The following is an 11832-nucleotide window of genomic DNA, read 5'->3' on the forward strand; positions in this document are numbered from 1 at the left end:
ACTTCCGGGTCTCCGCTGAAACATCGCTTAAATGCGGCACGGTCGTTGCAACTCCCAAAATCTATGGGTGTTGCAACGACCGCTAGAACTCAAGAGGTAACCGGCCGTCGTCGCGATCGTTTAGAGGCTGGGCGCCGCGAAGGTGTCGCACTGGTTGATGTCGCCGGTGTTGTAGCCCTGGTAGAACCATCGCTGGCGCTGCTCGCTGGAGCCGTGGGTCCACGCTTCGGGGGAGACCCGACCGGTGGCTGCTTCCTGGATCCGGTCATCGCCAACGGCCGAGGCCGCGGACAAGGCGTCGTTCAAGTCCTGCTGGGTGAGCGGCTCCAGGAACGGCTGGCCTTCCGGCCCGGGCTGGGTTGATGCGTATTTTGCCCACAGCCCGGCATAGCAGTCCGCTTGCAGTTCAACACGGACGGCTCCGGACTCCGGGCCCTGCGGGTCCTGCTGCGCCCGGTCCAGGTTTCCCAGCACGTTCTGGATATGATGCCCGAACTCGTGCGCCACCACGTACTCCTGCGCCAGCGGACCACCGGAGGAACCGAACCGGTCCACGAGTTCCTGGAAGAAGCCGGGATCAAAGTAGGCGGTGGTGTCGGACGGGCAGTAGAAGGGGCCAACCGCGCTGGAAGCCGCGCCGCAGCCGGTATTAACGCCCTGTTCGAAAATCACGGTTTCCGGTTGCGGGTACTGAACGTTGTACTGCTGCAGGTAGGCCGGCCAGAACGCGTTCAGGCTGTTGACGGTTCCGGTGATCCGGCAGTCCACCCGGGCGTCCGCGTCGGCGCCGGTCTTGCAGGCGGGTGCCGTGCCTTGGCTTTGCGGAGCGGGCGCCCCGCCGCCGGCCAAACCCTCCAGGAGCTGCGGGTTCACGCCCAACAGCGCAGCGATGAGCAGGATGAGCCCGCCGCCGATGCCGCCGCCCACTTTCACGCCGCTTCCCATGCCCCGGCGGTCCTGGACTTGCGAGGGATCCAGCTGCACATTGTCGTTGAAACTCATAAAGTCACAATACCCACGGACCATGATTTCAACCCGTCCCGGCCGGTAAAGTTGATCCGATGCCTTTCCTCAACAGAATCCAGCGTTGGGCCGAAGAACGGCCGCACGACACCGCCGTCGTGATCGCAGGTGAGCGCCTCACCTGGGCTGCGCTCCGTGATTCCGCTGCCCGCGCGGTCCCTGAAACGAAGGCCGTAACGGCCCTTTGCGAGGCCAACTCAGTGGACTTCGCGGTGAAGTTCGCCGCTGCGGTGGCCGGCGGCCGCCAGTGCGCCGTCCTTGATCCCGCCTGGCCCGCTCAGCTGCAGGAGGACATCGTCCACCGCGTCGAGTCTTTCGCGCAGCCCGCGGCGGTGGCACCGGATGATTACCTCGCCGACGGCGCGCCGGAGGCCACTTTCCTCATTGGGCTCACGTCCGGAACTACTTCCGTCCCGAAGGCCTTTACCCGGTCCCGCCGGTCCTGGCAGGAATCCTTTGACGCGTCCATAGAGTTCTTCGGGCTCCGCCAGGACGATGTGACGCTCGCGCCGGGACCGCTGGCTGCGAGCCTGAACCTTTACGCGCTGGCAGAGTGCCTCTACGAGGGCTCCGAATTCCAGGCCGTCGAATCGTTCGACGTCGGCGACGTCCACGGTGCCATCACGCACGACCGCGTGACCCGCCTCGTGCTGGTGCCCACCATGCTGAGGATGCTCAGCGAGCGCGGACTGACGGGATGCGTGGACGCCTCCGGGATCCGCACCATCGTCTGCGCCGGCTCGAAACTGGACGCGCGGACCCTCGAAGCGGCCCGGCGCTGGGCCCCGAACGCCACGATCTTCGAGTACTACGGCGCCTCGGAGCTGAGCTTCGTTTCCGGGGCGGGCCTTCCCGCCGGGGAACCAGCGCTGGTGGGCGGAACAGGCATCGGGCGTCCCCTTCCCGGCGTTGACGTGAGGATCCTGGACGACTCCGGCACGCAACTTCCTGACGGCGCCGGCGGCAACATCTGTGTGCGCAGTGGAATGGTCAGCAACGGCTACCTGTGGGGTGACGACGGTGAGGCCCTGAGGTCCTTTGACGGCTGGTTCACGGTGGGGGACCAGGGCTACCTTGAGGCGGGGGAGCTGCACATCCTGGGCCGCCGGGCGGACATGATCCTTACGGCCGGCAAGAACGTCTATCCTCACGAGGTTGAACTGGCGCTGGCCGCGGTGCCCGGGGTTGCTGCTGCGGTTGCTGCCGGAATGCCGGACGACCTGCGGGGCCAGCGGGTGGTGGCCGGGGTTGTCCCTTCCGCCGGCGCTGTTACCGCAACCCAGTTGAAGGCGGGCCTGGAGAACATCCTTGCCCGGGACAAATGGCCGCTTCAGTACTTTGCCATAGCGGAACTGCCCACGACAGACCGTGGCAAGGTCAGCCGGAACCTGCTGCTGGACTGGATCAGCACGGGAAACCACAGGATCCGGAACCTTGGCGCCTGAGCTCCTTCCGCCGGACCGCCAGCCCGTCATCGTCGCGGCCCGCCGCACACCCGTTTGCCGCAGCTACGGTGTTTTGAAGAAGTTGCGGGCCCACGAACTCCTGGCGCCGGTGCTGCGGGCGCTGGTGGCGGGCGCGGGGATCGAGCCGGGCTCGGTAACCGACGTGGTGATCGGCAATGCTGTGGGCGGGGGCGGAAACGCGGCGCGGCTTGCGCTGCTGGAGGCTGGCCTGCCGGCCTCCGTGCCCGGCATCACCGTTGACCGCCAGTGCGGCTCCGGCCTGGACGCCATCGTCCTTGCATCGAAGCTGGTGGCGGCGGGCGGCAGCCCGCTGTACCTGGCCGGGGGAGTGGAAAGCATCAGCACTGCTCCGCTGCGGGCACATCGGAACGACGACGGCGGGCCGGAGTTCTACACCCGGTCACAGTTTGTGCCGGACAGCTTCGGTGATCCCGACATGGGTGTCGCTGCGGAAAACGTGGCGCTAAAGTTCGGTGTCAGCAGGGAACGGCAGGACGCATTCGCCCTGCTCAGCCATGGACGGGCCCAAGCCGCCGCGGAGGCGGGGTATTTCGACGGCGAGCTGGTTCCGCTGGATACCGGTGCCGGAACCGTTGTTGCGGACAACGGGCCGCGGCGCCGGTTGACAGCCGCCGTGATGGCGAGGTTCCCGCCCGCCTTTGTGGACGGGGGAACTGTCACCGCCGGAAACTCCTGTTTCGACGCGGACGCAGCCTCCGCCGTCGTCATCACTTCCCTGCAGCGGGCGCGGGACCTGGGGGTGCCGGACGGCCTGCTGGTGCGTGGTACGGGGACGGCGGGGGTGGACCCTCAGCTGCTTGGTGTCGGTGCCGCCGCCGCAGCGCGCAACGTGCTGCAGGCCGCGGGCGTTGCTGTGGATGACCTGGACCTCTTTGAATTCAACGAGGCATTCGCGTCGCAGGCCCTTGCCAGCCTCGACGAGCTGGGCATCGACGCGCAGCGGGCGAATCTCGACGGCGGGGCGCTGGCCCTGGGCCACGCGTTTGGCGCGTCGGGCGCCGTCCTGGTCACCCGCCTGCTGGCCCAGGCACGGAGGACCGGTACGCCGGGAAGCCTGGCGCTGGCCATGATAAGCATCGCCGGTGGCATGGGTACCGCCGCGTTGCTGCAGTACGAGCGCTTCCAGGCAACCTTTTAGGCTCTTAGTCGTCGGCTTCGCCCAGGCCGCGGGCGGCGAGCGCCTCGCCCGTTTGCCGGGCGAACGCGACGGAAGTGATGAATACCGGCAGGATCAGGGCGCGGGGATTGCGCTCCAGCCCCCTTGCCCGGGCTGAATCCCGGACATCGGCGAAGGTTCCGGCGATGTAGGGGATGCTCCGGAGCATGATGCCGATGGTGAGTGCGAAGCGCTCGGGGTCCGCGCCAAACCTCTTGAGCGGGTTCGCCGCTTTGACCACCCCGTCCAGGAGCCGCTGCACCGGGGTGGTGGCGGTCAGCAGCGACGCTGCCACCACGCAGACGAGGATGTTCAGCACAATCGTGGCTGCGGTTGGTGCTCCCAGCTGCCACCACTGGAACAGCCCCACCACCAGCAGGACGGCGGCGAGCGGGCGGAGGGCGGTCCAGAGGCGTTTCAGGCCGGCACCGGTCAGCAGGAAGAGGCCGGCCAGCCCTGCGAGTACCGCGGCGGAGATGCGCCAGTCCTGAATGATGAACGATGCCAGGCCGCAGCCGAACACCAGGAGGAACTTCAGGGCCAGGGGTGACCGGTGAATGAGGGAGTTGCCCGGCACGTAGTTGGCCAGGAGGAAGCCGTGGCCCCTCATCGGGAACCCGGTACCTGTGGCTGAAGGGCATCCATGCACAAGGTGCGGTACGCTGCCACAGCCTCCGCCGGGCCGCCGTCGAACGCGACTTTTCCCTGTTCGATGACGAGGACGCGGTCCATTTCCAGGGCGAGGTCAAGATCGTGGGTGGACATAATGATTTGCTGGTTCAGCCCGGAGACGGTCCTGCGCAGGAGTTCCCGGTTCCGCAGGTCCAGGAGGGTGGAGGGTTCATCCAGCACCAGCACCGAGGGCTCAACGGCGAGTACGGCGGCGAGCGCCATGAGCTGCCGCTCGCCGCCGGACAGCTCGTAGATGCTCTGGTCGGCCAGGCGCAGAAGCCCCAGCCGCTCCAGGGCGGCTTCGGCGGCGTGGCGCCGCTCTGTGCCGTTCTTGATCGACCGGCGGAGTGACAGTTCCACGTCCTCCCTGCCCGTGGGCATCACCAGTTGGGACAGAGGATCGGTGAAGACAAAGCCCACATTCCGCCGCACCTTCCGGACGGCGCGGACGGTATCGTCGCCGTCGACCGAGACCGTGCCGGCCGTGGGCTGCACGAGGCCGTTGACCAGGCGCAGCAGTGTGGACTTCCCGGAGCCGTTGGCGCCGATGACGCCGATGCGGCGTTCGTTGAACTCGAGGTTGATTGCGTCGAGGAGGACCTTGGGTTCCGGGCTGTGATCCGTTTCTACGGCGACTGTTACCTGGTCAAAGGTGACTACGGGCATTTGGGGGGACGCCTCAAACGTTCGCAGGCTGGAGGACGGTCCGCCGCACGCGGCGGACCAGGATGTCCGGGAAGGCGCGGTGGAGGGCGACGGCGATAACTGCCGCGAGGATGTTCTTGACCACGTCACCCGGATAGAAGACGACGTCGCTGAGGAAGGCCTGCTCGAGGGTGGCCTTGGTGTTAAGGACAATGCCGGCGATGCCCAGTGAGTGCACGAACACAACACTGGTGGCAGTGGCGGACAGGAACAGCCACAGGGCACGGGTTTTGGTGGTCCGTCGGATCACCACGGTGGCCAGCCACCCCACCACCAGGGCCGCGATGGGGAAGGCGATGATGTAGCCGGCGGAGGGTCCGGCGAGGATGCCCAGGCCGCTGCGGCCCTGGCTGAAGATCGGCAGGCCGGCGAGGCCAAGGAGGACGTAGAGTCCGACGGCGGCGAAGCCGCGTCCCGGGCCCAGCACCAGTCCGGTAAGCATCACGGCGAGGGTCTGGAAGGTGATGGGGACGCCGAAGCCGTTGACGGCCAGTCCGGGCACGAGGGCTGCGCCGGCCACGAGGGCGGCGAAGACAGCGATCAGCCCAAGATCGGTGGCGTTCCAGCGGCGGCGCCCGGTGTTCGGGGCGTTTTTGACGGCAGTGTCAGTGTTGCTCATGGCGGTCCTGTCGGGGTTGTACAAGCGGAATCTGTTGTACTGTCGACGTTACTGGGGGAGAAGGACGCCTATTTTGTAGGGGGCCTACTAAAGCTGGACCCGGCTGCTGACGGCTGGGCACAATTTCAAGCTTTGAACATGGTTTTGGCTCAGAGGTCAGAGGAACCTCGTTGGTACTTCTCATGGCTGTCTCGGGTCGCCCCGTCCATAAAAAAGATTTCTCAGGGGAAGGTGCCGCCATCTTCGTACGAAAGCTAGAACAGGCGTCTCAATAAGCAGCCGCGCCCCGTAGTGCCTCCCACCAGGAGCCCGACTGGGTTACACGCTAATGTGGTGGCATCTCAATGCAGAGGAGCGCCTCATGGGCAAGGTAGTCATGTACAGCTCGGTCTCGGTGGACGGCTTCATCGCTGACGAGAACGACCAGCCCGGACCCCTGTTCGACTGGTTGACCAGCGGTGACGTGCCGCTGGACGACAGTGGCGTGTTGAAAGTGTCGCAGACGTCCTACGACTACATCCGGCCGTACTGGGACCAGATCGGGGTGACCGTCGCCGGCCGCCACGTCTTCGACATGACCGACGGCTGGGACGGGAAGCCTCCGAGCGGGATCGACCATGTGGTCGTCGTGACGCACCGGCCGGAGCCCGAGGGTTGGGACTCCGGGGCGCCGTTCCACTTCGTCGACGGCGTCGAGGCAGCCGTGGCCAAGGCGCGGGAGCTCGCAGGTGACCGCATCGTCGAGGTTGCCGCTGGCGACGTCGGTGGCCAGGTCCTTGCCGCGGGCCTCATCGATGAGGTGCGCATGGACGTCGCACCCGTCGTGTTCGGGTCCGGCAAGCGCTACTTCGGATCGGTCCACGCGCAGCACCCGTTGGAGGATCCTGACGTGGTGATTCAGGGCAACCGGGTGCTACACCTGCGCTACCGGGTGCGCCGTTGACCCAACCTGGCCAGGTCGTGGGGGACGAGTCACCCAGCCGGCCGACGGCGGACCAGTGCGGTGCGGCGGCTGACTTAAACCCCGCCTGAAGGCAGCTGCTGTAGCCGCCACGCGATTATCTCGCGGATGAGCTCGGTCGGGAGCGGGGCATTGTGGGGCAGCTGGATAGCATGCTCCGTGGTTCCATACGCGGCCAGTTCCGTCGCGAAATGCGCCATCGCGTCTGAAGTCGGATAGAACCCGACGTGGCGCTTTGTCCCGGTGAAGAAGAACAACGGCTCGGTGCCAAGTTTGAAGGTCGGCATACGCCAACTGATCGATTCCACCGCTTCATCGGGTACGGCCGAGCGGATCAGTTCGTACACGGTCAGCAGGCGATGGCGTACATCACCGTCGTACCCGTCGATGTACTCGGTGATCGAACTCGCTGTCATGATGGTCTCCCTTTTCGCCGGGCCCCTGTGGGCGCCGTTCGCATCTTGAGCGATGGTGAACGCCCGATCTTGTTCACAGTAACGGCGGCAACGGCGGCGGCCAAGGCTGGAAGGTAGAACCAGCCGATGCTTGCGGACCCGATGAAGATGAAGCCAGCAAGAGCGGCGGTAGTCACGGCCGTCACTGAAGTCCGCGCACGTCCCCGCATCAGGAGGGGGATCAAGCTCAGGACCACGGGGATGAGCAGCGGCACCCCGATGAACGGGCCGTGTACCTCAGGCAGGGTCGAATGGCTTGCCTGCTCCAGCCCGCCATCAGTCACTTTTGCCTGGGTGTACATGGGAATAGATACGAGCATCAAGGAAGCAACGATCGCTAGTGAGACAGCGAGGAGTTGGCTCACATTCCTGGAATCCCGATGCCATTTCACAATGCCTCCCAACTCAGCTGTATAAGTCAACGACAGCACGGTCTGAGAGATCCCACTAGGAGGTGATAGCTAATGGAACAGCTGACGATACTCCGAACGGCCCCGAGGTGAGGCATGACGAGCCCGCATCTTGACCCTTGGCCTCTTAGCGGAGAGCCGGGTTCTCCTACCGCACCCTGCCGGGGCATCCAGTCGATGGAGAAGAGGCATTTCTCGTTCAACGCCGTGGCAACGAAGTGCACCTCACCATTCGTTCGCTTACGCGGGCGGCACCGCGCCGGCCATGGCGGCTCCTCTTCCCGGTTCTACTTATCGCACAGCGGGTCGTTCAGAGGCGGTACCTGCGAGCGCTGCGTTAGGGAGAGGCAATGCTGCCGCTAAGCGACGGAGTGCCGCGGACCGGACCGCCCGACGGCGAAAGCACTTAAACGCGGAAGTGGCTTCGCCCGACTGGACGCCCTGAAGGAGGTCCCGCTTCCCGCCGCACTGGAGGTATTCAGCGCGGCTCGGTAACGTGCAACGCATGGCCATCAAATTTGAGAACGTCGGCATCGCCGTTCGCGACCTCGAAGAAACGATCTCCTTTTTTACCGACCTCGGTCTCACTGTCGTCGGGCGTGACACGGTCAGTGGCGAGTGGACCGACACTGCCGTCGGCCTTGACGGCAACCACGCCCACATCGCGATGCTCCAAACACCTGACGGTAACGGCCGCCTTGAGCTCTTCGAGTACATTCATCCCGAAGCGATCGAATCAGAGCCCACTCGTCCCAACGAGATCGGCATGCACCGCGCCGCGTTCTCAGTTGATGACTTGGACGAAGCCCTGAAGATAGCCGCGAGGCACGGCTGCCAACCGCTCCGGGGCGTGGCGACCTACAAGGACGTATACAAGCTCACCTACGTCCGCGGTCCCAGCGGCATCATCGTTATGCTCGCCGAGGAACTCAAGAACAACTAAGGGTTATAGGGCAAACTGCGCTGACTCCAGGGGCGGGAACGTCCGTCCGTGCCGTCCGCTGTCAGTGAAGTGAAACAACCCGGACGGTTCAGCTCATCCGTTCAGAGATAATTACCGCAACCTCGTCCCCGACGTCCTTGCCGATCTTCTTCCGCAGCTTGGCACTGATCGAAAGCATGTGGCCACCCATCCCCGTCGGCATCAGGGCTACGGCCACCGGTTCGCCGTCAATGCTCGCGGCGACCTTCACGGCTTTGCCCGTACCAAAGAGCTCCTTCGAGTCGGGAACCTCGACACACGACCACATGTCACCCTTAACCTCCACTCCTATCAGGGCTCTGAATTCTAGATCCATGGGACCTGGAACTGTGCTCATCAGAATCGCCTTCCTTCAACAGACCGACCACCGGACGACGGCCCGCCTGCTGAGCTCAAATGCTTGCAATGTATTACCGCCAGCTAATACCGTCTCGACCAGCGGTTGCAAACCACACTTGAAGGGCATTTCATGCTGAAGGAAGTCGCTGAGGGCGTTCTGGTTCACGAGAGCGAGTTCATCAAAAGCAATTCCGTAGTTGTGCAGGGCCGGGACGGTGTGCTGCTCATCGATCCCGGCATAACTGCCAACGAAATGGTGGATCTCGCCGATGACCTTCGCACGTTGGGCCAGCCCGTCGTGGCAGGTTTTTCGACGCATTCTGATTGGGACCACGTTCTCTGGCATCGAAACCTCGGCGACGCGCCGCGGTACGGCACGGCACGCTGCGCGGCCTCTATCCAGGATTTGCTGTCTCATGCGGACTGGAAGGCCCGGTTAGCCGTGGGGCTCCCGCCTGAGTACGCCGAGGAGATCCCGATGGACTTGCTCGGTCTTATCACCGGACTGCCAACCGAGGCTAAGCAAATTCCTTGGGATGGCCCCACAGTCCGGATTATCGAGCACCAAGCGCATGCGCCAGGTCATGCGGCGCTGTTGATCGAGAAGCGTGGCGTCCTCGTCGCCGGCGACATGCTGTCTGACATCCTGATGCCGTTCCTGGACCTGGAGGCCGCGAAGCCGATCGAGGATTACCTCGCCGCGTTGCTGCTGTTCGAGAGCATGGCCGACGACGTTGATGCCGTCATCCCCGGTCACGGCTCAGTAGACGGTGCCGGGCAGTTGCGGGCACGTATCGACCAGGATCGCGCGTATGTGCAGGACCTCCGGGACAGCCGCGTCACCAAAGACCCGCGGGTCGGTCCATTGGCGACGTTGGATTGGCTGCCCGATGTGCATAGTTGGCAACTCCAGCGGCTCGCCCAAAGGAAGGAAAATGGGACGCCCGAATAGCGGTCCGGGCCCTGCAGGCCCGGCTGGTGAGACGATTCCCTACGGGACCGGATTGCTTCCTGCCGCGGACGTCCAGACAGTCCTGGCCGTGCATATGACGTCTCGAAGAGGAACGTGGCCGGAGCGGTTTTCTGTCCAATCGTGAGCCCTGTCCATCGCGGCTTATCGGACTCAGAATGTCGAAGAACTAAGGAACAGGGCCGCGAAGGACTGACAGAAGGGCATTCCATGCTGCCGCAGGTTCCAATACTGTGGGACGGGTGACTGGCAGCCAATCAATAACGGACAGCGGATGGGTGAGCGTGCCCCATGCCAGGATTTATTGGGAAGCAACCGGAGCACCTGCCGGTATTCCAGTCCTCTACCTGCACGGTGGCCCCGGTGGGTCCCTGGGCCAAGGCGGGTACCGCAAACGCCACGATCACAGCCGGTTCCGCGTCATCGGCCTTGACCAGCGCGGTTGCGGCAGGAGCACTCCCTTGGCGCAGGATGACCTTCACCACCTGTCGGAGAACACAACGCAGGCCTTGATCAACGACATCGAGGCCGTAAGGGAGCACCTGGGCATCGAAAGGTGGATCGTCACGGGCGGTTCCTGGGGCAGCACGCTTGCGCTCGCCTACGCCCTGGAACATCCCAACCGTGTCCTCGGTGTCGCACTGGTGGCGGTAACATCAGGCAGCCGGGAAGAGGTCCAGTGGATCACCGAAGGTGTGGGACGCATCTTCCCCGAAGCCTGGGACGAGTTCGCGGAGGCCGCCAGCGCAGCATCCGGTGAACGTTTGGTGGAGGCGTACGCCCGCCGGCTGGCAGGCCAGGATCGTGAGGACGCCCGGCTTGCGGCATTGTCATGGGACCGCTGGGAATCCACCCACGTATCGCTGGACCCCAACTGGGTGCCCGGGCCGATGATTGATGACGAGCGGGAGCGCATGACGTTCGCCCTGCTCGTGACCCACTATTGGGCCAATGACGGGTTCCTGGTCGACGGACTGGAGATCATCCCGCGGGTTCACCAACTCAACGGCATCCCCGGTCACCTGATCCATGGCCGGCGGGACATCAGCGGGCCCCTGATCACCGCGTGGCAGTTGCACCGGCGCTGGGCGACGAGCCAACTCGTCGTCGTCGAGGACGAGGGACATGTCGGGCCTGCCTCCATGGCGGCGCTGACGCAGGCAGTCGAAGACATCGCTGCAACGGTGTGTAATCGCGGATCACCCCGAAACGGGGCCAACTTCGCCGCCGGGTTCAGGCCCGCGGCAGCACCAGCATGTAGCCAGTGGGCAGATCGCTGCTCCAGCGCCGCGGCTCGCGGATGACGAACTGCGTGGCCAACTCCTCAGGGGAGAGCAGGCTGTTGGGTGCGGGCGACGGACCCCATTTCCCGCTGCCGTGCGGGTAGAGCGGATCCTGGACGCGAACGCCAGTGACCGAGAAGTCCGGAAATTGCATGGGATCGCCGAGGGACTCGAAGCCGCTCATCACCCACGCGTGTCGGCCGCTCCACATGACCAGTCCCACCGGCCGGCCTGTGTCAGCGATGGCGCGGGCCGCCGTCTGCAGCGCGTCCTCGTAGTCAGCGACGCTGACGACGGAGTACGGCCCCATGCCAACTTCGGTCAGTACCTGCGCCCAGCCCAGCGGGTTGGCACCGTTGAATGAATTGGAAGACCGTGCCCGGGCCATCTCCCACAGCTCGCCCTGTTGGACAGAATCGGTCCACGTGCCGCCTCCCGTGTCGTCGATGAGGTTGTGCGCAATCTGGATGCTCGCCGCCACGCACCAGTCGAAGGTGTACTGCGGCACGAAGTCACCCTCCTGGTAGAGGTTCAGGGCGAACGGCTGGGGTAGCGACTGGACCGGTGCCGCGATGGGCGCCGGAGCAGCTTCGGGGGCTAGGGTGACGTCGCCCGCGGTTGGCGGGGCAGCGGATGCCGTGATCTGACGGTCCGTGTCGGCGTCGTCGAGTCCCACTGTGGGCACGCAGCCCGCGAGGAAGGCAGCCAAGGCGAGGAGCCAGGCGAGAAGACGCGTACGGGCACCGATCATGATCGGTCCAGTCTAGCGC

General features: G+C 64.9%; 14 protein-coding genes and 1 pseudogene. 7 read left to right on the forward strand and 8 right to left on the reverse strand.

All coding sequences use genetic code 11. The annotated features are described in order from the left end of the window. Positions 1 to 120: 120 nt before the first annotated feature. Complete coding sequence (locus ACFVYC_RS16995) at positions 121 to 1002, reverse strand: neutral zinc metallopeptidase (protein WP_387552442.1); 882 nt, start codon at positions 1000 to 1002, stop codon at positions 121 to 123. A 59-nt stretch (positions 1003 to 1061) separates the two neighbouring features. Here ACFVYC_RS16995 and ACFVYC_RS17000 point away from each other — a divergent pair, with 59 nt between their 5' ends. Both ACFVYC_RS17000 and ACFVYC_RS17005 read left to right on the forward strand, forming a co-directional pair. Further along, complete coding sequence (locus ACFVYC_RS17000; protein ID WP_387552444.1) at positions 1062 to 2468, forward strand: class I adenylate-forming enzyme family protein; 1407 nt, start codon at positions 1062 to 1064, stop codon at positions 2466 to 2468. Then, positions 2458 to 3648: a thiolase family protein gene (locus ACFVYC_RS17005; RefSeq protein ID WP_387552446.1), complete on the forward strand. Its 1191-nt coding sequence runs from the start codon at positions 2458 to 2460 to the stop codon at positions 3646 to 3648. The genes ACFVYC_RS17000 and ACFVYC_RS17005 overlap by 11 nt, the downstream gene beginning before the upstream one ends. 4 nt (positions 3649 to 3652) lie before the next feature. Here the strand turns inward: ACFVYC_RS17005 and ACFVYC_RS17010 are convergent, their stop codons facing one another. The 3 genes from ACFVYC_RS17010 to ACFVYC_RS17020 are packed head-to-tail and all read right to left on the reverse strand — an operon-like array spanning position 3653 to position 5662. After that, positions 3653 to 4276, reverse strand: a complete 624-nt coding sequence (locus tag ACFVYC_RS17010) for an energy-coupling factor transporter transmembrane component T family protein (protein ID WP_387552448.1) — start codon at positions 4274 to 4276, stop codon at positions 3653 to 3655. Next, complete coding sequence (locus ACFVYC_RS17015) at positions 4273 to 5004, reverse strand: energy-coupling factor ABC transporter ATP-binding protein (RefSeq protein WP_387552450.1); 732 nt, start codon at positions 5002 to 5004, stop codon at positions 4273 to 4275. The genes ACFVYC_RS17010 and ACFVYC_RS17015 overlap by 4 nt, the downstream gene beginning before the upstream one ends. Positions 5005 to 5017: 13 nt before the next feature. Then, positions 5018 to 5662: a biotin transporter BioY gene (locus tag ACFVYC_RS17020; protein ID WP_387552452.1), complete on the reverse strand. Its 645-nt coding sequence runs from the start codon at positions 5660 to 5662 to the stop codon at positions 5018 to 5020. Positions 5663 to 6023: 361 nt separating this feature from the next. Between ACFVYC_RS17020 and ACFVYC_RS17025 the strand changes: the two genes are divergently transcribed. Continuing rightward, on the forward strand, positions 6024 to 6605 hold the full coding sequence (locus ACFVYC_RS17025; RefSeq protein ID WP_387552453.1) for a dihydrofolate reductase family protein: 582 nt from the start codon (positions 6024 to 6026) through the stop codon (positions 6603 to 6605). Positions 6606 to 6679: 74 nt separating this feature from the next. On the opposite strand, the gene ACFVYC_RS17030 is transcribed toward ACFVYC_RS17025, so the two are convergent. Together ACFVYC_RS17030 and ACFVYC_RS17035 are read right to left on the reverse strand one after the other, a co-directional pair. Continuing rightward, positions 6680 to 7039 carry an iron chaperone gene (locus tag ACFVYC_RS17030; protein WP_387552455.1) on the reverse strand — a complete coding sequence of 120 codons (360 nt, stop codon included), beginning with the start codon at positions 7037 to 7039 and terminating at the stop codon, positions 6680 to 6682. Further along, positions 7036 to 7401 (reverse strand): hypothetical protein, encoded by a 366-nt coding sequence (locus ACFVYC_RS17035; RefSeq protein WP_387552457.1) that lies wholly within the window; start codon positions 7399 to 7401, stop codon positions 7036 to 7038. The genes ACFVYC_RS17030 and ACFVYC_RS17035 overlap by 4 nt, the downstream gene beginning before the upstream one ends. A gap of 230 nt (positions 7402 to 7631) precedes the next feature. Here ACFVYC_RS17035 and ACFVYC_RS17040 point away from each other — a divergent pair. After that, positions 7632 to 7829: pseudogene (locus ACFVYC_RS17040) on the forward strand (DUF1990 family protein); the annotation flags it as partial. A gap of 164 nt (positions 7830 to 7993) precedes the next feature. Then, positions 7994 to 8431 carry a VOC family protein gene (locus ACFVYC_RS17045; RefSeq protein ID WP_387552459.1) on the forward strand — a complete coding sequence of 146 codons (438 nt, stop codon included), beginning with the start codon at positions 7994 to 7996 and terminating at the stop codon, positions 8429 to 8431. Between the two features lie 88 nt (positions 8432 to 8519). Here the strand turns inward: ACFVYC_RS17045 and ACFVYC_RS17050 are convergent, their stop codons facing one another. Beyond that, the gene (locus ACFVYC_RS17050) at positions 8520 to 8807 is read right to left on the reverse strand and encodes a DUF1905 domain-containing protein (RefSeq protein WP_387552461.1); all 288 of its coding nucleotides are present in this window, start codon (positions 8805 to 8807) and stop codon (positions 8520 to 8522) included. Positions 8808 to 8939: 132 nt separating this feature from the next. On the opposite strand from ACFVYC_RS17050, the gene ACFVYC_RS17055 reads away from it, so the two are divergent. Then, positions 8940 to 9761: an MBL fold metallo-hydrolase gene (locus ACFVYC_RS17055; RefSeq protein ID WP_387552463.1), complete on the forward strand. Its 822-nt coding sequence runs from the start codon at positions 8940 to 8942 to the stop codon at positions 9759 to 9761. Between the two features lie 296 nt (positions 9762 to 10057). After that, positions 10058 to 11083 carry an alpha/beta fold hydrolase gene (locus ACFVYC_RS17060; RefSeq protein WP_387552465.1) on the forward strand — a complete coding sequence of 342 codons (1026 nt, stop codon included), beginning with the start codon at positions 10058 to 10060 and terminating at the stop codon, positions 11081 to 11083. On the opposite strand, the gene ACFVYC_RS17065 is transcribed toward ACFVYC_RS17060, so the two are convergent. After that, the gene (locus ACFVYC_RS17065; RefSeq protein ID WP_387552467.1) at positions 11013 to 11813 is read right to left on the reverse strand and encodes a hypothetical protein; all 801 of its coding nucleotides are present in this window, start codon (positions 11811 to 11813) and stop codon (positions 11013 to 11015) included. The genes ACFVYC_RS17060 and ACFVYC_RS17065 overlap by 71 nt on opposite strands. Between the last annotated feature and the right edge of the window lie 19 nt (positions 11814 to 11832).

The sequence above is a fragment of the Pseudarthrobacter sp. NPDC058329 genome, from assembly GCF_042879835.1.
In the GTDB taxonomy this organism is placed as follows: domain Bacteria; phylum Actinomycetota; class Actinomycetes; order Actinomycetales; family Micrococcaceae; genus Arthrobacter.

Excerpts from the sequence above, each read along its gene's own strand:
- ACFVYC_RS17045 (WP_387552459.1), top strand. The coding sequence starts at position 7,994 with ATGGCCATCAAATTTGAGAACGTCGGCATCGCCGTTCGCGACCTCGAA.
- ACFVYC_RS17050 (WP_387552461.1), bottom strand. The coding sequence starts at position 8,807 with ATGAGCACAGTTCCAGGTCCCATGGATCTAGAATTCAGAGCCCTGATA.
- ACFVYC_RS17020 (WP_387552452.1), bottom strand. The coding sequence starts at position 5,662 with ATGAGCAACACTGACACTGCCGTCAAAAACGCCCCGAACACCGGGCGC.
- ACFVYC_RS17000 (WP_387552444.1), top strand. The coding sequence starts at position 1,062 with ATGCCTTTCCTCAACAGAATCCAGCGTTGGGCCGAAGAACGGCCGCAC.
- ACFVYC_RS17015 (WP_387552450.1), bottom strand. The coding sequence starts at position 5,004 with ATGCCCGTAGTCACCTTTGACCAGGTAACAGTCGCCGTAGAAACGGAT.
- ACFVYC_RS17025 (WP_387552453.1), top strand. The coding sequence starts at position 6,024 with ATGGGCAAGGTAGTCATGTACAGCTCGGTCTCGGTGGACGGCTTCATC.
- ACFVYC_RS17010 (WP_387552448.1), bottom strand. The coding sequence starts at position 4,276 with ATGAGGGGCCACGGCTTCCTCCTGGCCAACTACGTGCCGGGCAACTCC.
- ACFVYC_RS17030 (WP_387552455.1), bottom strand. The coding sequence starts at position 7,039 with ATGACAGCGAGTTCGATCACCGAGTACATCGACGGGTACGACGGTGAT.
- ACFVYC_RS17055 (WP_387552463.1), top strand. The coding sequence starts at position 8,940 with ATGCTGAAGGAAGTCGCTGAGGGCGTTCTGGTTCACGAGAGCGAGTTC.
- ACFVYC_RS17065 (WP_387552467.1), bottom strand. The coding sequence starts at position 11,813 with ATGATCGGTGCCCGTACGCGTCTTCTCGCCTGGCTCCTCGCCTTGGCT.
- ACFVYC_RS16995 (WP_387552442.1), bottom strand. The coding sequence starts at position 1,002 with ATGAGTTTCAACGACAATGTGCAGCTGGATCCCTCGCAAGTCCAGGAC.